Source organism: Caballeronia sp. LZ033 (genome assembly GCF_031451265.1).
Classification (GTDB): Bacteria; Pseudomonadota; Gammaproteobacteria; order Burkholderiales; family Burkholderiaceae; genus Caballeronia.
Map to the genome: position 1 here is coordinate 1,529,457 of NZ_JARUXQ010000001.1, position 24,974 is coordinate 1,554,430.

Consider the following 24,974-nt stretch of genomic DNA (forward strand, 5'->3'; position numbering starts at 1 on the left):
ATCAGCGCGAACCAAACTTCAGCCGCGTGAGCTGCTCGGCTTCGTTGGCGAGCAGCCGCGCGGCGTCGCGGATGGCGGTGTCGAGCGTGATTGGGCCGGGCGCGGGCGAAAAGCATCCCTCGAAGAATTCCGACAAACGCGGCAGCGCCGCCGAATCCACCGCGCCCGACAGCAGCGACGCCGGCACGCTCGCCGCCCGCGCGTGCTTGCAGGCGATGAACGGCGCCTTGCCGTGCAGCGTCTGCACATCCGAACGGCCTTCGCCGGTGATGAGCCAGTTTGCGCCGGCGAGGGCGTCGTCGAGTGCGATCTCGCGCGCGACCACTTCCGCGCCCGTTTCGAAGCGCGCGCCCAGCATGTGCAGCGCGAAACCGAGCCCGCCCGCGGCGCCCGCACCGGGCGCGTCGCGCTTCACGACGCCCAGCGCCGGTTCCAGCAGATCCGCGAAATGACCGAGCGCGGCGTCGACCGGGGCGATCTGTTCCGGCGTCACGCCTTTCTGCGGACCGAAGATCGCGGTGGCGCCGTGCTCGCCGGTGAGCGGATTGTCCACGTCCGACATGCCGATGAACTGCGCCTCCTTCACACGCGGATCGAGCCCCGACGCATCGATGCGCGCGATCTTCGCCAGTGCGGAAGGCACCGGCTCGAGTTCGTTGCCGCCGGCATCGAGCAATCTGAGCCCGAGGCCGACGAGCAGGCCCGCGCCGCCGTCGTTGGTGCTGCTGCCGCCCAGCGCGACGTAGAAGGTGCGGGCGCCCGAGTCGAGCAGCGCGCGGATCGCCTCGCCCATGCCGAGCGTGCTGCGCTCGGTGACGGGCACCGCCATGCCGTCCGGATCGGTGATGCCGACCACTTCGGCCGTCTCGATGATCGCGCCGCCGTCGGCGAGCAGACCGGTCGCGGCGTCGCGCCGTGCCGCCGCCGCGCCGCGCACGTTGAGCAGGCGGCGCTCGCCGCCGGCGGCCAGCATTGCGTCGAGCGTGCCTTCGCCGCCGTCGGCCATCGGACGGATGCGGATCTCGGCGTCCGGCCGCGCGCGCCGGATGCCCTCGGCGATCGCGTCCGCGACGCCTTCCGCGGAAAGCGAGCCCTTGAACGAATCGGGAGCGATGACGACGACTGGAGCGGACATGACGTTGGACATGGTGTCTCGAATGTTCTGGTTTGAAAGTGGACGAACGCACGTGCGAGGCGTCACCGGCCATTCATTTATTGCATGCGCCTCATGCCTTTCGGTCATGGATTGCGCAAGGTGCCGATTGATCGCGTGAATCGTGCGCAGGCAAGCTTATCAGCGTGGCGCGCCGCGCAAAATAGCCGCGTGCGGATAACGGGGATTCTGCGCGCGCGGCGAAGCCGGGAAAACGCGGAATTACGCCGAATTCAGGCGCAAACGAGGCGTTTTTCGAGCCGTGCAGGGACGTCACGGGCGCTGCGCGGATGCGTCGGACAGAGCGGTCTGATTTGTTTGCTAAACTACTGGGCTCTGTTGGCTGACACCGTGTCGGGCGACGGCCCGGCACTCCGCGAGACGCTCACGACGCATTCAATGCGCTGCAATGCGCGCCGCGGTGCCGGTCACCGATCCCGGCCGGCGGCAGCAGCCGGATTCTGGGAACAGATCCGGCCAGAGCCCGCATCCGGACCCGCGCCTTTAGAACCGCGGAAGAACCGAACACCGAATTGACGTTTCACTTTAGGACGATTTCAGCCATGGCTAACGTAGTTGAGAACCTCGGCAAGCTCGAACGCCGCGTGACGATTTCCCTGCCGAAAGAGACAGTGCAGAAGGAAGTGGATTCGCGAATCCGCCAGTTGGCCAAGAACGTGCGCATGCCGGGTTTCCGCCCGGGCAAGGTGCCGCTCAAGATGGTGACCCAGCAGTACGCCGGCCAAGTGGAAGCTGAAGTGCTGAGCGACAAGGTCGGCAAGGAATTCTTCGATGTCACCCGCGCGGAAAACCTGCGCGTCGCAGGCCAGCCGAGCTTCGCGCCGAAGGTCGAAGACGCCGCCGACGCCTACGCGTTCGACGCCACCTTCGAGGTCTATCCGGACGTGAAACTGGGCGACGTCGCCGACGCTGAAATCGAACGCACGGTCACCACCATTTCCGAAGCCGAAGTGGACCGCACGCTGGACATCCTGCGCAAGCAGCGCGTGCACTTCCACGCACGCGGCGAAGCCGGCGAGCATGGCGACGGCGGCGGTGACACGGCCGCCAAGGAAGGCGACCGCGTGACGCTGGACTTCGTCGGCAAGCTCGACGGCGTCGCATTCGAAGGCGGCAGCGCGCAGGACTTCGCGTTCGTGCTGGGCGAAGGCCGCATGCTGCCGGAGTTCGAACAGGCTGCCACGGGGCTGAAGGTGGGCGAGTCGAAGGACTTCGACCTCAAGTTCCCCGAGGACTACCACGGCAAGGACGTGGCGGGCAAGACGGCGCAATTCACCGTCACGATCAAGAAGATCGAATGGCCGCATCTGCCGGAAATCAACGCGGATTTCGCGAAGTCGCTGGGTATCGAAGACGGTGACCTGACGAAGATGCGCGGCGAGATCAAGGACAACCTGGAGCGCGAAGCCAAGCGCCGCACGCAGCAGATCGTGAAGAACCAGGTCATGGACGCGCTGCTCAAGATTTCCGAACTCGACGTGCCGAAGGCGCTGATCGAGCAGGATCAGCAGCGTCTGGTCGAAATGGCCCGTCAGGACCTGCAGCAACGTGGCGTGCCGAACGCCGCGGACGCGCCGATCCCGGCCGAAATGTTCGCCGAGCAAGCCGAGCGCCGCGTCAAGCTGGGCCTGGTGCTGGCCGAACTGGTGAAGGCCAACGAGCTGCAGGCAAAGCCCGAGCAGATCCGCGCTGAAGTGGACGAATTCGCCAAAAGCTACGAAGACCCGAAGGAAGTCGTCCGCTGGTATTATTCGAACCAGCAGCGCCTCGCCGAAATGGAAGCGTTCGTCGTTGAGAGCAACGTCGTCGACTTCGTCCTCGGCAAGGCCAAGGTGACCGACAAGGAAGTCAGCTTCGAGGAACTGGCCAGCGCAACGGCGCAAGCCTGACGCGCGGTGGCAAGGGGCGTGCGAGTCGTGGGTTCACGGCTCTCACGCCTTTTTTGCATTAAAGTTTGGGCGTTTCCAGGCCGTTCTAGTGATGTTCCTTTGTCATCCAGTATCCCTATTCCGAACAAGGAAATTGCATGACCTTTCGCGCTGAATTGCTCGACACGCTGGCATCCCACGCACCACGGGACTTCGAAGCCCAGGCGCTCGGCCTCGTTCCGATGGTCGTCGAAACGAGCGGCCGCGGCGAGCGTGCCTACGACATTTATTCGCGTCTTCTCAAGGAGCGCGTGGTGTTCCTGGTCGGAGAAGTGAACGACCAGTCGGCGAATCTCGTCGTGGCACAGTTGCTGTTCCTCGAAAGCGAGAATCCCGACAAGGACATCAGCCTGTACATCAACAGCCCGGGTGGCTCGGTATCGGCCGGCATGGCGATCTACGACACGATGCAGTTCGTCAAGCCGGACGTCTCCACGCTGTGCATGGGTCTCGCCGCCAGCATGGGCGCGTTCCTGCTGGCCGCAGGCGCGAAGGGCAAGCGCGTCGCGCTGCCGAACGCCCGCGTGATGATCCACCAGCCGCTCGGCGGCGCACGTGGCCAGGCATCGGACATCGAGATCCAGGCGCGCGAAATCCTGTACCTGAAGGAACGTCTGAACCAGCTGTTGTCGCATCACACGGGTCAGCCGGTCGAGCGCATTGCGCGCGACACCGACCGCGACAACTTCATGTCGGGCGATGACGCGCAGGCTTATGGCCTCGTCGATCAGGTGTTGCACAAGCGTCCCTAAGCAGACTTGAGGGCGCACGAAGCGGCGCCGCGCCACACAGCGCTTCAACCAGGCCGCGCGGGTGCGAATCTGCGTGGCCGGATTGAAGGGCGTATCATGTAACAAGCGTGTCCGGAGGCGTACACATTTATGGCGGACAAGAAAGGTTCCAGTAGCGAAAAGCTGCTCTATTGCTCGTTCTGCGGAAAAAGTCAGCATGAGGTGAAGAAGCTCATCGCGGGCCCGTCGGTGTTCATCTGCGATGAATGTATCGACCTCTGCAACGAGATCATTCGCGACGAAGCGGCCGGTGCGGCGGAAGAGGCCGGACTGACCAAGTCCGACCTGCCGAGCCCGCAGGAAATCAGCGACATCCTCAACCAGTACGTGATTGGCCAGGAACGCGCGAAGAAGATTCTCGCGGTCGCGGTGTACAACCACTACAAGCGGCTCAAGCATCTGGACAAGAAGGACGACATCGAGCTGTCCAAGAGCAACATCCTGCTGATCGGGCCGACCGGCTCCGGCAAGACGCTGCTCGCGCAGACGCTGGCGCGCATGCTGAACGTGCCGTTCGTCATCGCGGATGCCACGACGCTGACCGAAGCCGGCTATGTCGGCGAGGACGTCGAGAACATCATTCAGAAGCTGCTGCAAAACTGCAACTACGAAGTCGACAAGGCGCAGCGCGGCATCGTCTATATCGACGAAATCGACAAGATCAGCCGCAAGTCGGACAACCCGTCCATCACGCGCGACGTGTCGGGCGAAGGCGTCCAGCAGGCGCTGCTCAAGCTGGTCGAAGGCACGATGGCGTCGGTGCCGCCGCAAGGCGGACGCAAGCATCCGAACCAGGACTTCATCCAGGTCGACACGACCAACATCCTGTTCATCTGCGGCGGCGCGTTCGACGGCCTCGAAAAGGTCATCACCGACCGCACCGAGAAGACCGGCATCGGTTTCGCAGCCAGCGTGAAGAGCAAGCAGGACCGCGACGCGGGCGAAGTGCTGCGTGACGTGGAACCCGAGGATCTGATCAAGTTCGGTCTGATTCCTGAGCTGATCGGCCGCCTGCCGGTGGTCGCCACGCTCGGCAAGCTCGACGAAGCTGCGCTTGTGAAAATCCTGATCGAGCCGAAGAACGCGCTCGTGAAGCAATATCACAAGCTGTTCGCCATGGAACGCGTGGAACTCGAGATCCGTCCGGCGGCGCTGCAGGCCATCGCGCAGAAGGCCATCCGTCGCAAGACGGGCGCGCGCGGGCTGCGTTCCATTCTGGAACAAGCGTTGCTCGACGTGATGTACGAACTGCCGACCATGAAGGGCGTCTCGAAGGTGATCCTCGACGACAACACCATCGACGGCGACGGCAAGCCCCTGCTCATCTATGAAGATGCGCCCAAGGTGGCGGGTTCCAACTGAAGCAGGCTGTGGCTCGGCGAGAGGCCGTTCATGGCAACGTGAACGGCCTTTTATTTTTTTCGGTTTATTGTGTGGACGTGACTGACGCGATCTTTGACTACCGACTTTTCCCTTCCGATAAAGGCTTGCAATAGCTCTGAACGGCCTTACTTACGACTGAACTGATTCCACTCATGGGGAAATGAAATGTCAGGAACCCAACTCCTCCCGCAGGAACGCATTACGCTGCCGCTGCTCCCGCTGCGCGACGTAGTCGTTTTCCCGCATATGGTGATTCCGCTCTTCGTCGGGCGACCCAAGTCGATCAAGGCCCTCGAAGCCGCGATGGAAGGTGGCAAGCACATCATGCTGGTCGCCCAGAAGACGGCGGCGAAGGACGAGCCGACCGAAAAAGACATGTATGAAGTGGGATGTATCGCCAACATCCTGCAAATGCTGAAGCTGCCTGACGGCACCGTGAAAGTGCTCGTCGAAGGCCTGCAGCGCGCGAAGACGCTCACGATCGAAGAACAGGAAACGCAGTTTTCCTGCGACGTGATGCCGCTCGAACCCGATCACGCCGACAGCGCAGAAACCGAAGCGCTGCGCCGCGCGATCGTGTCGCAGTTCGATCAATACGTGAAGCTCAACAAGAAGATTCCGCCGGAGATCCTGACGTCGCTGTCGGGCATCGACGAAGCGGGTCGTCTGGCGGACACCATCGCGGCGCATCTGCCGCTCAAGCTCGACCAGAAGCAGCACATCCTCGAGATGTTCCCGGTCATCGAGCGGCTCGAGCATCTGCTCGCGCAACTCGAAGCCGAAATCGACATCCTCCAGGTCGAAAAGCGCATCCGTGGCCGCGTCAAGCGCCAGATGGAAAAGAGCCAGCGCGAGTATTACCTGAACGAGCAGGTCAAGGCCATCCAGAAGGAACTGGGCGAAGGCGAAGAGGGCGCGGATCTCGAGGAACTCGAGAAGCGCATCACCGCCGCGCGCATGCCGAAGGAAGCCAAGAAGAAGGCCGACGCCGAGCTGAAAAAGCTCAAGCTGATGTCGCCGATGTCCGCGGAAGCGACCGTCGTGCGCAACTACATCGACACGCTGATCGGCCTGCCGTGGCGCAAGAAGAGCAAGGTCAACAACGACCTGACCAACGCCGAGCGCGTGCTCGACGAAGATCACTTCGGCCTCGAAAAGGTCAAGGAACGCATTCTCGAGTATCTCGCGGTCCAGCAACGCGTCGAGAAGGTGAAGGCGCCCATCCTGTGTCTCGTCGGGCCTCCGGGCGTCGGCAAGACCTCGCTCGGGCAGTCCATTGCCCGCGCCACGAACCGCAAGTTCGTGCGCATGGCGCTGGGCGGCGTGCATGACGAATCCGAGATTCGCGGTCACCGCCGCACCTATATCGGTTCGATGCCCGGCAAGATCCTGCAGAGCCTGACCAAGGTCGGCGTGCGCAATCCGCTCTTCCTGCTCGACGAAGTCGACAAGATGGGCATGGATTTCCGCGGCGATCCGGCCTCCGCGCTGCTCGAAGTGCTCGACCCGGAACAGAATCACACGTTCGCGGACCACTACATCGAAGTGGACTTCGACCTGTCCGACGTGATGTTCGTCGCCACGTCGAACTCGCTGAACATCCCGCCGCCGCTGCTCGACCGGATGGAAGTCATCCGTCTGTCGGGTTACACGGAAGACGAGAAGGTCAGCATCGCGCAGCGTTACCTGCTGCCGAAGCAGAAGCGCAACAACGGCCTGAAGGAAGGCGAGATCGAAGTCACGGAGCAGGCTATCCGCGACATCATCCGCTACTACACGCGTGAAGCGGGCGTGCGTTCGCTCGAGCGTGAAGTGTCGAAGATCTGCCGCAAGGTCGTGAAGATGCTGCTGCTCAAGAAGGCCGAGGGCGCCGTGAAGGTCGACGGCTCCAATCTCGATACCTTCCTCGGCGTGCGCAAGTACGACTTCGGTTTGGCCGCGAAGGAAAACCAGACCGGTCAGGTCACGGGTCTCGCGTGGACGGAAGTGGGCGGCGATCTGCTGACTATCGAAGCGGCCGTGATGCCCGGCAAGGGCGGCGTGATCCGCACCGGTTCGCTCGGCGACGTGATGAAGGAATCGGTGGAAGCGGCGCGCTCGGTCGTGCGTTCGCGTTCGCGTCGTCTCGGCATTACGGACGAGTCGTTCGAGAAGAAGGACATCCACATCCACGTGCCCGAAGGCGCGACGCCGAAGGACGGTCCGTCCGCCGGTATCGCGATGACCACGGCGCTGGTGTCGGTGCTCACCGGTATTCCGGTTCGCGCGGATGTCGCGATGACGGGCGAAATCACGCTGCGCGGCGAAGTGCTGCCGATTGGCGGGTTGAAGGAGAAGCTGCTGGCGGCGCATCGCGGCGGCATCAAGCTCGTGCTGATCCCGGAAGAGAACACCAAGGATCTGGCCGACATCCCCGACAACGTGAAGAACGCCATCGAGATCGTGCCGGTGCGCTGGATCGACCGCGTGCTGGAACTGGCGCTCGAACGCACGCCGGAAGCGCTGCCCGAAGAAGAGGCGAAGGCTGCTGCACCCGTCGCTGCCGAACAGCAGAAGGATGCGCCGGCAGCAGGCGAGTTCGTGAAGCACTAAGCCTCTGTCCTGGAGTGCGGCGCGAGGTGATCGGCGCTGCATCGCTCAAGGCAGGACTCGAAACCCGCGGGATTTTCTCGCGGGTTTTTTATTGCCCGCGCCGTTTAGTGAAGCGCCTCCAATTCCCCGAAAGGCCCGCTGAATCAGGCTCAACCCTCGTTGACACCGCGCTTTCGGCTGCGTCTAATGAGCGCCGCATCCGGACACCATCCGGCTGACTACAGCTGTCATTACAACGTGCCATCAACGATTCGGGGATCATCATGAACAAGACGGAACTGATCGACCACATTGCGCAGGAAGCCGACATCTCCAAAGCCACCGCCGGCCGCGCGCTGGATGCGCTCATCGGCGGCGTGCGCGCGACGCTCTCGAAGGGCGGCACCGTGACACTCGTGGGCTTCGGCACGTTTGCGGTCGGCAAGCGCACGGCGCGCACCGGACGCAATCCGCGCACGGGCGCCGAGATCAAGATCAAGGCCGCGAAGGTACCGAAATTTCGCCCTGGCAAAGCTCTGAAGGATGCGCTAAACTAGCGGACTCGCTGGATACGGCGTCTCGCATGACGAGTCACTGAACCAGCGCAGCGCAAGTTGAAGAAGTCATCGGCCGGGTGCTTAGCTCAGTTGGTAGAGCGGCGCCCTTACAAGGCGTAGGTCGGGAGTTCGAGCCTCTCAGCACCCACCAGGTCTGCATGACATTACACACTCAACTCGCCGCAGGTAGTATCTGGAGCGGTAGTTCAGTTGGTTAGAATACCGGCCTGTCACGCCGGGGGTCGCGGGTTCGAGTCCCGTCCGCTCCGCCAGATTCAAACGAAAGTCTCGCACGCTTCACGGCCTGCGGGACTTTTGTTTTATGCGTCAGCGATGCTGTGCTTCCTGATTGCTGAATGCTTCGCCGAAACACTGCCGACGAGTGTGTCACAGAGACGCTCAACTCACTGATTCATCGGCCGTTTCGCCTCGCGCTTGCGGACCTCATCATCATTGCCGCCAGCCTCGCGCGGCCAATTCCCCGTCACCTTTCGCCTTTTCCCCGGCCACTGTTGTAATATCGAGCGTTTTGTTCCGACAACGCAGCGCTACATGCTCGACTTCTTCCGAAATCACCAGCGCCTGATGATGGCCCTGCTGATCCTGATCGTGGTGCCCGGTCTGGGTATCGTGGGTATCCAGGGTTTCAGCAACTTCTTCGACGAAAGCGCCTGGGTCGCCAGTGTCAATGGTCACAAGATCACCCGTCCCGAATTCGATAATGCCTTCCGCCAGCAAGTGGACCGCGCCCGTTCGATGCTCGGTGCGCAGTTCGACGCCAAGATGTTCGACACGCCCGAAGCCCGCGCCGCGATGGTCGACAGTCTCGTGCAGCAGCGCGCACTCGCCGACGAAACCCAGCGCCTGCATCTGACCGCCTCCGATGACGCCGTGCGCCGCGCACTGCTCGCCGACCCGGTGATCTCGTCACTGCGCAAGCCGGATGGCACCATCGACGTCGAGCGCTACAAGCAGTTGCTCGCCATGCAGGGCATGACGCCCGCGCAATACGACGAGCGCATGCGCTACAGCATTGCCACCGAGCAGATCCCGGGCAGCATTCAATCGACCTCGTTCACGTCGAAGTCGCTCGCGCAAAGCCTCACCGAACTTGCCGAGCAGAAGCGCGCGGTGCAGGGCATGTCGCTGCGCACGGCCGACTACACGGCGAAGATCCAGCCGACCGACGCCCAGCTCACCGCATACTACGACGCGCATCGCAACGCCTTCGCCACGCCCGAGACGGCCACGATCCAGTATCTGGTGCTGTCGCCGGGCGCGCTTGCGGCGGCCTCGAAGCCGAGCGACGCGGACCTCAAGAAGTACTACGACGACAACATCCAGCGCTACCGCACGGAAGCGCAGGTGCGCGCGAGCCACATCCTGATCAACGCAGCGAAGGACGCCAGCGCCGCCGACAAGGCCAAGGCCAAGCAGAAGGCCGAAGCGCTGCTCGCGCAGGTGAAGGCGCATCCGGACCAGTTCGCGCAGATCGCCCAGAAGAATTCGGAAGATCCGGGCTCGGCCAGCAAGGGCGGCGATCTCGGTTACTTCGCACGCGGCCAGATCGCGGGCGGCAAGGACTTCGACGACGCCGCGTTCAGCCTGAAAAAGGGCGAGGTGAGCAACATCGTCGAGTCGGACTTTGGCTATCACATCATCCAGGCCACCGACGTGAAGCCCGCTGTCACGAAGCCGTTCGATGAAGTGAAGGACGCGCTCGCCAAGGACTATGCGGCGCAACAGGGCGCGAAGGGTTTCGCCGACGACTCGCAAGGGTTCACGGACCTCGTCTACGAGAAGTCGAAGTCGCTGCAGCCGGCCGCCGACAAGTACAAGCTGTCCATTCAGACCGCGACCGTCGGTCCGAAGCCGAATCCGCAGTTGCCGCAGGACAGCCCGCTCAACAACGCGAAGTTCCTCGCCGCCGTATTCGCACCCGATGCGGTGAAGGAGCGCAACAACACGCAGGCCATCGACGTCGGCAACAACACGATGATCGCCGCGCGCGTGACCGACTACAAGCCGTCCGCCGTGCCCGCGTTCGACGCCGTGAAGGACCAGGTGCGCAAGCAGGTCATCGCGGAGATGGCGGCTGCCATGGCGAAGAAGGAAGGCGAGACGAAGCTTGCTGACCTGCAGAAGTCGAAGTCGACCGACGGCTTCACGTCGCCGATCACCGTGTCGCGCAACGATGCACAGGGGTTGCCGCCCGCGGCGCTCAGCGCGATCTTCAAGGCGGATGCGGCGAAGCTGCCGGCTTACGTGGGCGTCGACCTCGGTGCGGACGGCTATGCCATCTATCGCGTGAACTCGGTCGAGAAGCCCGCAGCGGTCGCGGCGGACCGTCTCGCCGGCGCGCAGCAACAGATCGCGCAGGTCTACGCGCAGGCGGAAATGGAAGCCTATACGGATGCGCTGAAGGCGCGTTCGAAGATCAAGCTGAGCCACGCAACGGCGCAGGATCCGTCGAACTGATCCGTTGATCGCATGATGCAAAAAGCCCCGCTATCCGAAGAGTAGCGGGGCTTTTTTTCATTCACGCCCGGCGCACTGCCAGCGTGCGGGCGCAGGACCTCGACACGACCTTACAGGCAAGCCTGCACGTCGCCGCTGGCCTCGCTGCCGGCCGCGCCCGAAGCGCGGAAGCCCACCCACGAGCCCGAACCGGTGTAGGCCGGACGAACCACGGCTGCGGCGCCGTTCGGCGGCTGCTGGCCGGGAACGTAGACATCGACGGCCTGGTCGTTCGCCAGCGTGTCCTGCGACACGACTTGCTGCTGCGACTTGTCGGCCCACTTCTGGGCGACGCATTGCGCCACGGCCTTTGGCGCCTTCTGGCTCGTGCCGACTTGCTGCACGCCGGCAGGCGGTTGAGCGGCACAGGCCGAGATTGCAACGGTCAGGGCGAGAAGAGGGATAAATTTCACGTGACCTCCTTGTCGGATCGCTCTCTCAGTACGAGCGGGGTTATAAGAGTTACGCGAAAGTTTCAGATGACTGAATCGTGGCCGGGTTCCGCGTCAATGTGATCAAGCCGTGCGGCCGGCGTATCGCCTAATGCGACGCGCCCGCGCCCAGCAAGGGTTTCAAGGTTGGCCAGACGTTGTTCAATAGCAAAGGCTGGGCCTGCACGGTCGGATGGATCTGATCGGCCTGGAACATCGAGGGCGTTTCGGCTATGCCCGCCAGCAGGAACGGCACGAGCGGCACCTTCTTCTCCTTCGCGATGCGCTCGTAGACCGCGTGGAACTTTTGCGTGTAGTCGGGGCCGTAATTGGGTGGAACGTACATGCCGATGAGTAAAACCTTCGCATGCGCGGCCTGCGATGCATCGACGATACCGCGCAGATTCGCCTCGGTCGTCGTGAGCGGCACGCCGCGCAGTGCATCGTTGCCACCCAGTTCGACAATCACCACGGCAGGCTTGAGCCGCGCGAGCACGGCGGTGAGACGCGCGCGCCCGCCGCTCGTGGTGTCGCCGCTGATGCTCGAATTCGCAACGCTATAATCGAAGCGCTCTTGCGCGAGCTTGCCGCGCAGCAGATTGACCCAGCCGGTATCACGCGGCAGGCCGTATTCCGCGGAGAGGCTGTCGCCCAGCACGACGATCGCGGGCCTGGTCTGTGTCTGTGCGGGAGGCGCGGGTTGAGGCGCCGCCTGGGCATCTGCTGCGTGCGCCGTGACGCAGACCGCCATCATCAGGCCCAGCACGGGAAGCGTGCCGCGCAAGTTTTTCTTCAGGGTGTCCATGCAAAACAATATCGAGCCGGTCATCGAAGTTCGGGGATTGAACAAGCGGGTGAAGGACGCAACGGGCGAACTGACCATCCTGGATCAGATCAACCTGTCGATCGCGCAGGGCAGCAGCGTGGCGATCGTCGGTGCGTCGGGGTCGGGCAAGTCGACGCTGCTCGGCCTGCTCGCGGGATTGGACAGCGCGACGGAGGGCTCGGTTCGCCTGCTCGGCAAGGAGCTCTCCACGCTCGATGAAGACCAGCGCGCCGCGCTGCGCAGCGGGGCCGTGGGCTTCGTGTTCCAGTCGTTCCAGTTGATGCCGCATCTGACCGCGCTCGAGAACGTGATGCTGCCGCTCGAACTTCGCGCCGAGATGCCGCACCATGAGATCGCCGCACGCGCCCGCGCATTGCTCGATCAGGTCGGTCTCGCGCAACGCATGGGACATTATCCGAAACTGTTGTCCGGCGGCGAACAACAACGCGTCGCGCTGGCGCGGGCGTTCGTCACGCATCCTGCCGTATTGTTCGCCGACGAACCCACTGGCAGCCTCGACGCCGCCACCGGCTACGCGATCATCGACCTGATGTTCGAGATGAACCGCCGCAATGGCGCGACGCTCGTGCTGGTCACGCATGACGCGGAACTCGCCGAGCGTTGCGACGCCACTGTGACCATCGAAGCCGGACGCATCGTCAACGGATCGGGCGTATAAAAAAAAGCCCGCGACGCGTAGGGCGCGCGGGCTCCATTGCAACGAGACAGCGTCAGCGCTTCAGGGCCTTGCGCGCCCGCGCGATCAGCGCCGACGTCGACGAATCGTGCTTTGCCGGATCGGCACTCGCCGCGGTGATGTCGGCCTCGACTACCTTGCCGAGAATCTTGCCGAGCTCCACGCCCCACTGATCGAACGAGTTGATGTTCCACACGGCGCCTTGCACCAGCACCTTGTGTTCATACAGCGCGATCAGCGCGCCGAGCGTCTGCGGCGTCAGCGCGTCGAGCATGATGGTGGTGGTCGGACGGTTGCCGGGGAAGCTCAGGTGCGTCGCCAGTTCTTCCTTGCCCGGACCCGCCACCTTCTTCGCTTCCTCCAGCGTGCGGCCGAGCATCAGCGCTTCGCTCTGCGCGAAACAGTTCGCCAGCAGCTTCGCGTGATGATCGACGAGCGGATGCTCCGGCGTCAGCACCGCGATGAAGTCGATCGGGATGATCGTCGGGCCCTGGTGCAGCATCTGGAAGAACGCGTGCTGGCCGTTCGTGCCCGGCTCGCCCCAGATCACGGCGGCGGTGGGGTAATCGACCATCGTGCCGTCCAGACGCGCCGACTTGCCGTTGCTCTCCATCTCCAGCTGTTGCAGATACGAAGGCAGGAAATGCAGCGCTTCTGAATACGGCGCGATCAGATCGCTCTGCGAGCCGAAGAAGTTGCGATACCAGATGCCGATCATGCCCATCAGCACCGGCAGGTTCACGTTGAGCGGCGCGGTGCGGAAATGCTGGTCCATCGTGTCCGCGCCTTGCAGCAGCGCGTCGAAGTTGTCCGGGCCGACCGAGATCATGATCGAGAGGCCGACCGCCGACCACAGCGAATAGCGCCCGCCCACCCAGTCCCACATCTCGAAGACGTTCTCTTTCGCGATGCCGAACTTGACCACTTCGGCCGGATTCGCCGACACGCCGACAAAATGTTTCGACAACTGGTCTTCCGGGCAGCCGGACTTGAGGAACCAGTCGCGCATCGAGTGGGCGTTGGTCATCGTCTCGAGCGTCGTGAAGGTCTTCGAGACGATGATCGCGAGCGTTTCCTCTGCGTCGATCTGTTGCAGCACGTTGTAGATGTCGGCGCCGTCGACGTTGGACACGAAGTGCGTGTCGAGCTCCTTCGAGCTGAGATGATGCAGCGCATGGACAACCATCTTCGGCCCGAGATCCGAGCCGCCGATGCCGATGTTCACCACATGGCGGATGCGCTTGCCGGTGTAGCCGGTCCACTCGCCGTCGCGGACCTTGGTGGCGAAGGCGGCCATCTTGGCCTTTTCGGCCTCCACTTGCGCATGGAAGGGCGCATCCGGCGACTGGGCGCGCAAGGCGGTGTGCAAGACCGCGCGATGCTCGGTGACGTTGACGATATCGCCATTGAACATCGCGTCGCGCTTCTTCGTCACGCCGGCTTCCTCGGCGAGCCGGATCAGCAGCTTGAGCGTGGCGTCGGTGACGCGGTTCTTGGAAAAGTCGATGGTGAGCCCGCCGCCTTCGAACGTCAGACGTTCGGCGCGCGTGGGCGCGCTGTCGTTTTGCGGCGCGAACCAGTCGCGCAGGCGCTCGCCGGAAATGGAGTCGTAGTGCGACTGGAGCGCCGACCAGGCAGGAAGCGAATTGAGCGTCGAGGTTTGGGTCATGAGCGGTCCGTTAGTCTGAGGGTGACAGAGGAAAACCTTCGTGCAATGCCTGCGCGGCCTGGGTCAGCGTGTGTCGTGAACGCGGTGACGGATGCCGCGGATGCCCGAATCGAAAAGAGTATAGCGACGATGCATGAACGGCTGCTTGCAACGTGTCGCAGGCGCCTTCAGGCGTGATCTTCGCGTGCCGCATAGAAGCGCCGGTTGAGCAGCGCGCGCACCGCCGGCGCAAGCTCGCCCGCGGTCAGGCCGGCCGGGCCGATGCCGTCGTCGGTGAGCGTCTGCGCGGCCAGGCCGTGCAGATAGACGCCGGCCAGCGCCGCTTCATACGCCGGCAGCTTCTGCGCGAGCAATGCTCCGATCAAACCGCCGAGCACGTCGCCGGTGCCGCCCGTAGCCAGCCCGGCATTGCCGGTCGGATTCACGGCCACCCGGCCGTCCGGCGCCGCGATCACGGTGCCCGAGCCTTTCAGCACGGCGACAGCGCCATAACGCGCCGACAACTGCCGCGCCGCCGCGATGCGGTCGGCCTGGACCGCCTGCGCATCGCTTTGCAACAGACGCGCCGCTTCGAGCGGATGCGGCGTCAGCACGCACGGGTCACCCTGCGCGCCGCGTGCCGCGACGGCGGCCGCCAGCGGCTCGTCGCGGGCGACGAGATTGAGCGCATCGGCGTCGAGCAGCTTCGGGACGTCGAGCTTCAGGACGTCCTCGAGCACCTTGCGGGCGCGCGCGCTCGTGCCCATGCCGCAGCCGATCGCGAGCGCGTCCATCTTGTCGAGCGCAAAGCCTTCGACGTGATGCAGCATCAGTTCCGGATGAGGCGGGTCGTAGGGCGGAAAGCCATCGCCGAGAAAGGCGATGTTCACCTTGCCGGCGCCGCTGTAAAGCGCCATGCGCGCTGCCAGCACCGGCGCGCCGCACATGCCGGTGTCGCCGCCGATCACCGCGAGCGAGCCGAAGGTGCCCTTGTTGGTCGCGTTGTCGCGCGGCGGCAAGGCTGCGCCGAACAGCGCGGGCGCGTTCAGCACGAGCGACGGCGCCGCGCTCGCTTCCAGTTCCAGCGTGGCGACGCACAGCCGGCCCGTGAGATCACGTCCCTGCGACGTGAAATGCCCCGGCTTCGCGCCGATGAAGGTGAGCGTGTCGGTCGCGCGCACGGCGTCGCCGCCGCGCACCGGCGTACCGGTGTCGCTGTCGAGGCCGCTCGGCACGTCGAGCGCCAGCACGCGGCCCGTGCTGCGCGCCCGGCGCGTGAGGCGCGCGGCAAGCTCCGCGAACACGCCTTCGAGCGGCCGCGTGAGGCCGATGCCGAACATGCCGTCGACCAGCCAGCCGAAGCCGTCGAACGAAGCGGGCGGCGCGGTATCGATGGGCACGCCCGCCGCGCGCGCGGACGCGAGCGCCCAGCGCGCGTCGTCGGGCTTGACCTCGACCGGCATGCACACCTGTACGGCAATGCCCGCCCGATGCAGCCTTTCGGCCATCACGAGCGCATCGCCGCCGTTGTTGCCCGGGCCGGCGACCAGCCACACGGGCTGCGCGCGGCTCGCGGCATCGTGCGACAGGACCTCTTCCAGCCATTGCCCGGCGGCCGCGCCCGCGCGCGCCATCAGCGTATGCGGCGGCAGCCCGGCCGCGCCGCGTGCTTCGAGCGCGCGCAGTTCGTTCAGCGTGAGGAGCGGGAGCGGTTCGTCTTTCGGCGTGAACCAGGGCGAGCGGGGAACGGTCATGGCGGCGCAGGGAAGGGCGCTCCGGGAATCGGAGCGGTCGGAAACCCGACGCCGTTGCAGCAAACGTGCCCGGCGCGCCGCGCGAACTAGAAGCGTTCGAGACTCAGCGCGGCGAGGGTGTCGGCGGGGAGATCGGGCGTGACGCCGGAGACGAGATCCGCAATTACTTTAGCAGAGCCGCACGCCAGGCCCCAGCCCGCCGGGCCGTGCGCCGCGTTGACGAACAGCCGCGGGTGGCGCGTCGCACCGGCGACCGGCAGGCCATCGGCGCTCAGGAGGCGCAGGCCGTCCCAGGCGCGCGCGGCGGACACCCGTGCCGCGCCGGGAATCCAGTCGTGCGTGCCCTGGCCCAGCAGATCGAGCGCGCGGCGCGAGAGCGCGGCATCCAGCGGCTTGTCGGCCTTGGCGGCGCTCTGCAGCACGCCCGCGCCGCCGACGCGCAGCCGCTGGTGAATGCGCGTCATCGTGATGCGCTTCACCGAATCGACGACGCTCAGATGCGGCGCGCGCTCTTCGTACGCGACCGGCGCCGTGAGCGTATGCACGCGCAGCGGAAACAGCGCGGAGGCCGCCTTGCCTGCGCCCGCCAGCGCGGGGGTGTCCGTTCCGGCCGCGACGACCAGCGCGTCGGCCGTGAGCGTTTCGGCGTCGTGCGCGCGCTTCCTGCCTTCGCCTGACGAAGACAAGACGACCGCCGCTCGCGCGCCGTCGAGACGCAGCGATGCGACGGTCTGCTGCATGCGGAATTGCACGCCTTGTTCCTCGAGGAACTGCTTCAGTTGTTTGGTGAACAGCGGGCAGTTCGCGGTGCGCTCTTCGGGCAACAGCACGCCGCCGGCAAAAGCGGGGTCGTCCGGCACGGAAGGCTCGATGGCGACGCATTCTGCCGGCGTCAGCACCCGATGCGGCACCTGGAAGCGCTTGAGCAGTTCGAGGGCGGCGTGGGCGTCCTCCAGCTCGCGCGGCTGGCGGAACACGTGCAGGACGCCGCGCCGTTGCTCGAAATCCAGTTCCAGCCGCTGCTCGATGTCGCCGATCACCTGCCGCGACAGTTCGACGAGCGGCGCCAGCTTCGTGTACTGGGCCGTGAACGCATCGGGCTCGCGCAGCAGCGACAGTTGCCTGACGAACTCGCGCGCGCCGGAGTCGAAACCGGTCTTGACCACCATCCCGCTCTGCTTCGCGCGGCTCGAGGTCATGAAGGTCGGGCCGAACCAGACATCGAGCGGCGAGGGCAGGAGCGCGCCGCCCTGGCCGTAGGTGGCGCCTTGCGCGACGGTCGCGTGCCGCTCGATCACGCAGACGCGATGACCGGCCGCATGCAGCTGATAAGCGGTGGCGATGCCGGCGATTCCTCCGCCGATGACGATGACATCCATGACTGTCTGATGCTGAATGGCGCCCGCAGGGGCGAGAAACGCGGCGTTGCGCGATGAAACGGGAAGCGCGGCGGACCGGCGCCGAGCGCGGCGCGCACCGGGAGAAAGCGCGCCATGATAGCGTCAAAACCGTTTGCGGGGGACGGCAATCTGCTGGTAAACCGTGGGTAATCCTCGGGTAGTCCGCGCGCGACGGGCGATCGAAAGGAACGGTTCGCGACAAGCGCGCAGACTGCGCGCCCCGCGCCAACGGGACGCGACCAGTCAGGCGCCGCTTCCGGGTTATAATCGCGGTCTTCCTTTTGCCTCATGTCGTTTCGCGTGCTCGGGTCCGGTTTTGCGAATGTCCAGATTCGCAGACGGAGCGCCAAGCCTTGTTTCGCGCACCAGCGAGCGCCTCGCGAGCGGCACACAGACGTCATCGACGCACCGTCACAATGGCCCACTTCTCGTGTTTCCCCGGCGCTTCGGCCCTCTCCGATTTCCGTCAGACCCGCCTTCTCGAAACGCTCGCCCGCATCGACGCCAACATCGTCGGCGTGCGCGGCCAGTTCCTGCATTTCGTGAATGCGTCGGAACCGCTCACGGATGAAGACAATCGCCGCATCGAGGCGCTGATGCACTACGGCGCACCCTTCGAGGCATCGAAGGAGCGCGGCGCGACGGAAACCTTCATGGTCGTGCCGCGCTTCGGCACCGTGTCGCCTTGGGCCAGCAAGGCCAGCGACATCGCCCATCACTGCGGGCTCACGAAGGTACGGCGCATCGAGCGCGGCGTCGAGTACACGGTGATCATGAAGAGCGGCTTCCTCGGCGGCAAGAAGGCGCTCACGGACGCGGCGCGCGCCGCCGTCGCCGCCGCGCTGCACGACCGCATGACCGAAAGCGTCGCGGCCTCGCGCGAGCAGGCGCTGCATCTCTTCGACGAACTGCCTGCCCGGCCGCTGCAAACGGTCGACATCATCGGCGCGGGCCGCAGCGCGCTCGAAGCCGCCAACCTGGAACTGGGCCTCGCGCTCGCCGACGACGAAATCGACTATCTCGTGAGCGCGTTCGAAGAACTGAAGCGCAACCCCACCGACGTCGAGCTGATGATGTTCGCGCAGGCCAACAGCGAGCACTGCCGCCACAAGATCTTCAACGGCGAATGGACCATCGACGGCGCGAAGCAGGACATGTCGCTGTTTCAGATGATCCGCAACACCGAGAAGCTGAATCACGCGGGCACGATCGTCGCGTATTCGGACAATTCGGCGATCATGCAGGGCGGCATGGCCGAGCGCTGGTTCCCGCGCGGCAAGGACGAGCAATACCGGCGTCACGTGGAGATGACCCACACGCTGATGAAGGTCGAGACCCACAATCACCCGACCGCCATTTCGCCGTTCGCGGGCGCGGCCACCGGCTCCGGCGGCGAGATTCGCGACGAAGGCGCCACCGGCCGCGGCGCGCGTCCGAAGGCGGGTCTTGCGGGCTTCACGGTGTCGAACCTGGATCTGCCCGACGCCCGCCGCAACTGGGAAAACGACCGCGACGCCGCCGTGCCGCTCGCCTCGCGCAATCCCGCCGACGCGCATCAGCCGTATGGCCGCCCGGACCGCATCGCGTCGCCGTTGCAGATCATGATCGACGGCCCGATTGGCGCCGCGGCCTTCAACAACGAATTCGGCCGGCCGAACCTCGGCGGCTATTTCCGCACCTTCGAGCAGAACGTGGCGGGCCGCGTGCGCGGCTATCACAAGCCGATCATGATCGCGGGCGGCATCGGCAACATCTCCGACCAGCACACCCACAAGCTCGACCTGCCGGCCGGCACACTGCTGATCCAGATCGGCGGACCGGGCATGCGCATCGGCATGGGCGGCGGCGCGGCGTCCTCGATGGCCACCGGCGCGAACACCGCCGAACTCGATTTCGATTCCGTCCAGCGCGGCAATCCGGAAATCCAGCGGCGCGCCCAGGAAGTCATCAACAGCTGCTGGCAGCTGGGCGACAACAACCCCATCCTGTCGATCCACGACGTCGGCGCGGGCGGCATCTCGAATGCGTTCCCGGAACTCGTCGACGGCGCGGGCAAGGGCGCGCTGTTCGAGCTGCGCAAGGTCCAGCTGGAGGAGAGCGGTTTGTCGCCGCGCGAAATCTGGTCGAACGAGGCGCAAGAGCGCTACGTGCTGGCCATTGCGCCGGACGATCTGCCCGCGTTCCAGGCCCTCTGCGAGCGCGAACGCTGCCCGGTGGCCGTGGTCGGCGTGGCGACGGAAGAGCGTCAGCTGAAGCTCGTCGATGAAGCCAACAGCGGCCAGGAACCCGTCGACATGCCGATGGACGTGCTGCTCGGCAAGCCGCCCAAGATGCATCGCGACGTGAGGCGCGAGCGCGCGCAATTCAACGAAGTCGATGTCACCGGTCTGCCGCTGTCGGAAGTCGCGGTCGAGGTGCTGAAGCATCCGACGGTCGCGAGCAAGTCGTTCCTCATCACCATCGGCGACCGTTCGGTGGGCGGCACGACCGCGCGTGACCAGTTCGTCGGTCCGTGGCAGGTGCCGGTGGCGGACTGCGCGGTGACCACGATGGACTACGTCGGCTATCGCGGCGAAGCCATGACGATGGCCGAGCGCACGCCGCTCGCCGTGATCGACGCGCCCGCATCCGGCCGCATGGCCGTGGGCGAGGCGGTGACCAATATCGCTTCGGCGCCCATTGCGTCGCTCGACAAGCTGAAGCTCTCGGCGAACTGGATGGCCGCCTGCGGCAGCGCCGGCGAAGACGCCGCGCTGTACGACACGGTGCAGGCCATCGGCATGGAGCTGTGCCCGGCGCTCGGCATCAGCATTCCGGTCGGCAAGGATTCGCTGTCGATGCGCACCAAGTGGCAGGATGCACGCGGCGGCGCGCGCGAAGTGGTGTCGCCGGTGTCGCTCATCATCTCGGCGTTCGCGCCGGTCGAGGACGTGCGCCGTCACCTGACGCCGCAGCTCGTCAACGACACCAGCACGGTGCTGATCGCGATCGACCTCGGGCGGGGCCGCAACCGCATGGGCGGCAGCATTCTCGCGCAGGTCACGCAGCAGGTGGGCGACACGGTGCCGGACGTCGACGATCCGGAAGACCTCAAGCGCTTCTTCGCGGCCATCCAGGCGCTGAACTTGGACGGCAAGCTGCTGGCCTACCATGACCGCTCGGACGGCGGCCTGTGGGCCACGGTGTGCGAGATGGCTTTCGCGGGTCACGTGGGCGTATCGCTGAACGTGGACATGCTGACGCTCGATCCCAACCACGAGTCCGATTTCGGCGACGCGAAAGACTGGGCCAAGCAGACCAGCGGCCGCCGCGAAGACCGCACGCTGCGCGCGCTGTTCTCGGAGGAGCTCGGCGCGGTGGTGCAGGTGCGCGCAGCGGACCGCGACGCGGTGCTGGGCGCGCTGCGCGAGCACGGTCTGTCGGCGTGTTCGCATGTGATCGGCAAGCCGAACGAAAACGGCGCCATCGAAATCTATCGCGACGCGAAGAAGATCTTCGACGCGCCGCGGGTCGAACTGCATCGCGCGTGGAGCGAGGTCAGCTGGCGCATTGCGCGCCTGCGCGACAACCCGGCCTGCGCCGACGCCGAATACGACGCGCTCCTCGACGCCGCCGATCCCGGTATCGCGCCGGTCCTGAGCTTCGATCCGGCGGAAGACGTGGCGGCGCCGTTCATCGCGACGAAAGCGCGGCCGCGTGTCGCGATCCTGCGCGAGCAGGGCGTGAACTCGCATCTGGAAACGGCGTACGCGTTCGACCGCGCCGGTTTCGACGCACACGACGTCCACATGAGCGACCTGCTGGAAGGCCGCGCCACGCTTGCCGATTTCGCGGGCGCGGTGGCGTGCGGCGGCTTCTCGTACGGCGACGTGCTCGGCGCGGGCGAGGGCTGGGCGAAGACCATCCGCTTCAATGCGCAACTCGCGGACATGTTCGCCGCGTTCTTCGGCCGCGCGGATACCTTCGCGCTCGGCATCTGCAATGGCTGCCAGATGATGTCGAGCCTGGCGTCGATCATCCCCGGCGCCGAACACTGGCCGAAGTTCACGCGCAACAAGTCGGAGCAGTTCGAGGCGCGCTTCTCGCTGGTTGAAGTGCAGGCTTCGCCGTCGATCTTCTTCGCTGGCATGGAAGGCTCGCGCATTCCGGTGGCGGTTGCGCACGGCGAAGGCTTTGCCGACTTCTCGCAGCAGGGCGATCAGGCGAAGGCGCTCGTCGCGATGCGTTACGTCGATCATCGCGGCAACGCGACCGAACAGTACCCGTTCAATCCGAACGGCTCGCCGCAAGGCATTACGTCGGTCACGACACCCGATGGCCGCTTCTCCGTGCTGATGCCGCACATGGAGCGCGTGCATCGCAACGTGCAGATGAGCTGGACGCCGGAAGACTGGACCAGCGACGGCAGCCCGTGGCTGCGCGTGTTCCAGAACGCGCGACGCTTCCTCGGCTGATCCGCCGCGCGCGTTTCACACAAACACCCCGAAGTTTACGCTTCGGGGTGTTTTGTTTTGTGCTTGCCTGTCGGCAGCTATCCCAAAAAAATAGGGCCGCAAGTTGCAGGTATAGTGCTCCGACGTGTCCCGGCGACGCGTGTGGATCACGGAGGCAAGATGCGGCGGTGGGTTTCACATTACTTAGGCATACCTATTTCAAGAGCGGCGGCCATCGTCGTTACGGCTTGCATCGTAGCCTCGTGCGGCGGTTCGAGTTCGGATGCGGATGCCAGTCGCCTGTCGCCTGCGGCGCGGGCTGCCGCCATCGGCGATGCACTGACCGTGCGCGTGGCGATCGACGTCAATGACGCAGCGGCGACCGGCACCAACTGCGCGGACCTTGGCGCGGACTGGGCCAGTTGCGCGCGCGGCAGACTGATCCTGGAGAACGGCGGGGCGCGCAAGCTGGCAGCTGGCGGCTGGACGCTGTACGTACACAGCATCAGGCGGTTGCTCATGATCGAGCATCCCGCCATCGCGTGGAAGCACATCACCGGCGACCTGTATGCGCTGACGCCCGCGGCAGGCGCGTTCACGCTGGGCAGCGGCGAGCGGCTCGAGGTGCCGTTCGTCGGCGAGTACTGGTACCGGCGCACCAGCGACCTGCTGCCGCGCGCGTATGTCGTGGCGGACGGCGATACCGGATCGGCCGTTCTCCGCAACAACGACACCGACGACGAAACCCGTTACGTCGATCGTCTTCCGGCCGTTGCGGACGACGTGTCCGCCTTCGTCACGACGCCCACTCAAGTATTGCGCGCGCGGGCGGAAGCCGCCTTGCCCGATGCCCGGCAGGTCGCGGCGCGCGCGTTGCCTTCGGTGCTGCGCGAGACGGCCGGTCAGGGCGTCGCGCAGATCGGCGCGGTGGAACTGAACCTGCCGGGGCTGACGGCAGCACAGACCGCGGCTCTGGCCACGCGGGCCGCCACGCTCGGACTCAACGGTCCCGCCGTGCGCGTGAACGGCGCCATCGCCGCCGGCACGCTGCCCGCCGATATCGCGAAGCACGGCGGCTACCGGCTGAGCATTGCGCCGGGCGGCGTCAGCATCGACGCCTTCGACGCCGCCGGGCTCTACTACGGCACGCAGACGCTGTTGTCGCTGACGCCCGCGGGCGGCGGCAGTGTGCCGGCCATGACCATCGAGGATGCGCCTCGCTATGCGCATCGCGGCATGATGGTGGATGTCGCGCGCAACTTTCGCCAGCCGGCCACGCTGCGCCGCCTGATCGACCAGATGAGCGCGTACAAGCTCAACCGGCTGCATCTGCATCTGTCGGACGACGAGGGCTGGCGTATCGAGATTCCAGGCTTGCCCGAACTCACCGAGGTCGGCGCGAAACGTTGCCATGACCTCAGCGAAACCCGCTGTCTCGTGCCGCAGCTTGCGTCGGGGCCGGACAACCGTTCGGGCGGCGGCTACCTGAGCCGCGCCGAGTACGTGGCGCTGGTGCGCTACGCGGCGGAGCGCTTCGTCGAGATCATTCCGGAAATCGACATGCCGGGTCACGCGCGGGCGGCCGTGGTGTCGATGGAAGCGCGTTACCGGCGCCTGCACGCACAAGGCGACGAAGCGGCGGCCACCGCCTACCGCCTGCTCGATCCCGCCGACACTACGAACGCAACCACGGTCCAGTTCTACGACCGTCGCAGCTTTCTCAATCCGTGCGCAGACGGTGCGCGGCGGTTTGCGTCGAAGGTAATCGGCGAGATCGCGTCGATGCATCGCGAGGCAGGCGCGCCGCTCGCCATCTGGCATTTCGGCGGCGACGAAGCGAAGAACATCCTGCTCGGCGCGGGCTTCCAGCCGCTCGACGGCACGGACCCCGGCAAGGGGCGCGTGAATCTCGCCGCGCAGGACAAGCCGTGGGGGCGCTCGCCGCAGTGCGCCGCGCTGATCAGGTCAGGGCAGGCGGCCTCCGTCGACGAACTGCCTTCGATGTTCGCGCAGCAAGTCAGCCAGATCGTGCGGACGAACGGCATCGGCACGATGGCGGCCTGGCAGGACGGCATCCGGCATGCGAAGGGGCCGCAGGATTTCGCGACCTCGAACGTGATGGTGACGCTGTGGGACACGCTCTTCTGGGGCGCCGCCGACACCGCACGCACGCTCGATACACAGGGCTACCAGACCGTGCTCGCGCTGCCCGACTATCTGTACTTCGACTTTCCCTATTCGTTCGATCCGAAGGAGCGCGGTTATTACTGGGGTTCGCACGCCACCGACAGCTTCAAGACCTTCTCGCTGGCACCGGACAACCTGCCGCAGAACGCGGAAATCATGCCCGACCGCGACGGCCGTCCGTTCGAGGTGACGAGCGCGGGTTCGGCGCCGCGCATCGAGGGCATGCAGGGTCAGGCCTGGGCCGAAGTGATGCGCACGGACACGCAGTTCGAGTACATGGTGTATCCGCGTCTGCTGGCGCTGGCGGAGCGGGCGTGGCATAGGGCGGCGTGGGAGCGGCCGTTCGCGGCGGGCGAGCGCTATCGCCTGGGCGATACGAACAAGGTCGACAAGGCCGCGCTCGCGAATGATTGGGCCGGTTTCATGAGCGTGGTGGAGAACCGCGAACTGCCGAAGCTGGTGCGGGCGGGAGCAACGGTTCGGCCGGGCCTGGGGCTTGCGAGCGGCGGGTGAGTCAGCGCGTATTTGCGGGAGCCCAGCGGCTTGGAGGCCAAACGGATTGACCGCATGACGCCTGAGCCGCGCCGCCTGCGATCGTCATGACGTTCAAGGTCAACACGAACCCGCCGTCCGGAAACGACAAAGCCGCCCAAGGGCGGCTTTGCTTCAAGAACGAT

Annotated in this window: 15 protein-coding genes and 2 tRNA genes; 11 read left to right on the plus strand and 6 right to left on the minus strand. The window is 65.4% G+C overall.

Annotation, left to right across the window (positions count from 1 at the left end):
* Position 1: 1 nt before the first annotated feature.
* Positions 2–1,147: a glycerate kinase gene (locus tag QCE62_RS07195; protein ID WP_309915990.1), complete on the minus strand. Its 1,146-nt coding sequence runs from the start codon at positions 1,145–1,147 to the stop codon at positions 2–4.
* 569 nt (positions 1,148–1,716) lie between these two features.
* Between QCE62_RS07195 and tig the strand changes: the two genes are divergently transcribed.
* From tig to QCE62_RS07235, 8 genes are all read left to right on the plus strand, one after another.
* Entirely contained in the window at positions 1,717–3,063 is a 1,347-nt protein-coding gene (gene tig, locus QCE62_RS07200) for a trigger factor (protein WP_309808227.1), read from the plus strand.
* Between the two features lie 137 nt (positions 3,064–3,200).
* On the plus strand, positions 3,201–3,854 hold the full coding sequence (gene clpP / locus QCE62_RS07205; protein ID WP_008349755.1) for an ATP-dependent Clp endopeptidase proteolytic subunit ClpP: 654 nt from the start codon (positions 3,201–3,203) through the stop codon (positions 3,852–3,854).
* Positions 3,855–3,983: 129 nt separating this feature from the next.
* A complete protein-coding gene (clpX, locus tag QCE62_RS07210; protein ID WP_309808228.1) occupies positions 3,984–5,255 on the plus strand; it encodes an ATP-dependent Clp protease ATP-binding subunit ClpX in 1,272 nt (423 codons plus the stop codon).
* Positions 5,256–5,441: 186 nt separating this feature from the next.
* The gene (gene lon / locus QCE62_RS07215; protein WP_309915993.1) at positions 5,442–7,868 is read left to right on the plus strand and encodes an endopeptidase La; all 2,427 of its coding nucleotides are present in this window, start codon (positions 5,442–5,444) and stop codon (positions 7,866–7,868) included.
* Between the two features lie 263 nt (positions 7,869–8,131).
* Positions 8,132–8,404, plus strand: a complete 273-nt coding sequence (locus QCE62_RS07220; protein WP_309808230.1) for an HU family DNA-binding protein — start codon at positions 8,132–8,134, stop codon at positions 8,402–8,404.
* Between the two features lie 75 nt (positions 8,405–8,479).
* Positions 8,480–8,555, plus strand: a tRNA-Val gene (locus QCE62_RS07225).
* Positions 8,556–8,599: 44 nt separating this feature from the next.
* A tRNA-Asp gene (locus tag QCE62_RS07230) sits at positions 8,600–8,676 on the plus strand.
* A 280-nt stretch (positions 8,677–8,956) separates the two neighbouring features.
* Positions 8,957–10,882 (plus strand): SurA N-terminal domain-containing protein, encoded by a 1,926-nt coding sequence (locus QCE62_RS07235; RefSeq protein WP_309915995.1) that lies wholly within the window; start codon positions 8,957–8,959, stop codon positions 10,880–10,882.
* Between the two features lie 110 nt (positions 10,883–10,992).
* On the opposite strand, the gene QCE62_RS07240 is transcribed toward QCE62_RS07235, so the two are convergent.
* Both QCE62_RS07240 and QCE62_RS07245 read right to left on the minus strand, forming a co-directional pair.
* Complete coding sequence (locus tag QCE62_RS07240; protein WP_309808232.1) at positions 10,993–11,334, minus strand: hypothetical protein; 342 nt, start codon at positions 11,332–11,334, stop codon at positions 10,993–10,995.
* Positions 11,335–11,461: 127 nt separating this feature from the next.
* A complete protein-coding gene (locus tag QCE62_RS07245; protein WP_309915998.1) occupies positions 11,462–12,157 on the minus strand; it encodes an arylesterase in 696 nt (231 codons plus the stop codon).
* On the opposite strand from QCE62_RS07245, the gene QCE62_RS07250 reads away from it, so the two are divergent.
* A complete protein-coding gene (locus tag QCE62_RS07250; protein ID WP_309808234.1) occupies positions 12,156–12,857 on the plus strand; it encodes an ABC transporter ATP-binding protein in 702 nt (233 codons plus the stop codon). The genes QCE62_RS07245 and QCE62_RS07250 overlap by 2 nt on opposite strands.
* A gap of 52 nt (positions 12,858–12,909) precedes the next feature.
* Here QCE62_RS07250 and pgi read toward each other — a convergent pair whose 3' ends face one another.
* From pgi to QCE62_RS07265, 3 genes are all read right to left on the minus strand, one after another.
* Positions 12,910–14,544 carry a glucose-6-phosphate isomerase gene (gene pgi, locus QCE62_RS07255; protein ID WP_309916001.1) on the minus strand — a complete coding sequence of 545 codons (1,635 nt, stop codon included), beginning with the start codon at positions 14,542–14,544 and terminating at the stop codon, positions 12,910–12,912.
* A gap of 167 nt (positions 14,545–14,711) precedes the next feature.
* Positions 14,712–16,277, minus strand: coding sequence for an NAD(P)H-hydrate dehydratase (locus QCE62_RS07260; RefSeq protein WP_309916004.1), 1,566 nt, complete (start codon positions 16,275–16,277; stop codon positions 14,712–14,714).
* Between the two features lie 86 nt (positions 16,278–16,363).
* The gene (locus QCE62_RS07265; protein WP_309916007.1) at positions 16,364–17,656 is read right to left on the minus strand and encodes an FAD-dependent oxidoreductase; all 1,293 of its coding nucleotides are present in this window, start codon (positions 17,654–17,656) and stop codon (positions 16,364–16,366) included.
* Positions 17,657–18,093: 437 nt separating this feature from the next.
* On the opposite strand from QCE62_RS07265, the gene purL reads away from it, so the two are divergent.
* Together purL and QCE62_RS07275 are read left to right on the plus strand one after the other, a co-directional pair.
* Positions 18,094–22,131 carry a phosphoribosylformylglycinamidine synthase gene (purL, locus tag QCE62_RS07270; protein ID WP_309916010.1) on the plus strand — a complete coding sequence of 1,346 codons (4,038 nt, stop codon included), beginning with the start codon at positions 18,094–18,096 and terminating at the stop codon, positions 22,129–22,131.
* A gap of 159 nt (positions 22,132–22,290) precedes the next feature.
* Entirely contained in the window at positions 22,291–24,810 is a 2,520-nt protein-coding gene (locus tag QCE62_RS07275; protein ID WP_309916013.1) for a family 20 glycosylhydrolase, read from the plus strand.
* Positions 24,811–24,974 lie beyond the last annotated feature (164 nt).

Excerpts from the sequence above, each read along its gene's own strand:
- tig (WP_309808227.1), top strand. The coding sequence starts at position 1,717 with ATGGCTAACGTAGTTGAGAACCTCGGCAAGCTCGAACGCCGCGTGACG.
- QCE62_RS07235 (WP_309915995.1), top strand. The coding sequence starts at position 8,957 with ATGCTCGACTTCTTCCGAAATCACCAGCGCCTGATGATGGCCCTGCTG.
- lon (WP_309915993.1), top strand. The coding sequence starts at position 5,442 with ATGTCAGGAACCCAACTCCTCCCGCAGGAACGCATTACGCTGCCGCTG.
- pgi (WP_309916001.1), bottom strand. The coding sequence starts at position 14,544 with ATGACCCAAACCTCGACGCTCAATTCGCTTCCTGCCTGGTCGGCGCTC.
- QCE62_RS07250 (WP_309808234.1), top strand. The coding sequence starts at position 12,156 with ATGCAAAACAATATCGAGCCGGTCATCGAAGTTCGGGGATTGAACAAG.
- QCE62_RS07220 (WP_309808230.1), top strand. The coding sequence starts at position 8,132 with ATGAACAAGACGGAACTGATCGACCACATTGCGCAGGAAGCCGACATC.
- purL (WP_309916010.1), top strand. The coding sequence starts at position 18,094 with ATGGCCCACTTCTCGTGTTTCCCCGGCGCTTCGGCCCTCTCCGATTTC.
- QCE62_RS07265 (WP_309916007.1), bottom strand. The coding sequence starts at position 17,656 with ATGGATGTCATCGTCATCGGCGGAGGAATCGCCGGCATCGCCACCGCT.
- QCE62_RS07260 (WP_309916004.1), bottom strand. The coding sequence starts at position 16,277 with ATGACCGTTCCCCGCTCGCCCTGGTTCACGCCGAAAGACGAACCGCTC.
- clpX (WP_309808228.1), top strand. The coding sequence starts at position 3,984 with ATGGCGGACAAGAAAGGTTCCAGTAGCGAAAAGCTGCTCTATTGCTCG.
- QCE62_RS07195 (WP_309915990.1), bottom strand. The coding sequence starts at position 1,147 with ATGTCCAACGTCATGTCCGCTCCAGTCGTCGTCATCGCTCCCGATTCG.
- clpP (WP_008349755.1), top strand. The coding sequence starts at position 3,201 with ATGACCTTTCGCGCTGAATTGCTCGACACGCTGGCATCCCACGCACCA.
- QCE62_RS07245 (WP_309915998.1), bottom strand. The coding sequence starts at position 12,157 with ATGGACACCCTGAAGAAAAACTTGCGCGGCACGCTTCCCGTGCTGGGC.
- QCE62_RS07275 (WP_309916013.1), top strand. The coding sequence starts at position 22,291 with ATGCGGCGGTGGGTTTCACATTACTTAGGCATACCTATTTCAAGAGCG.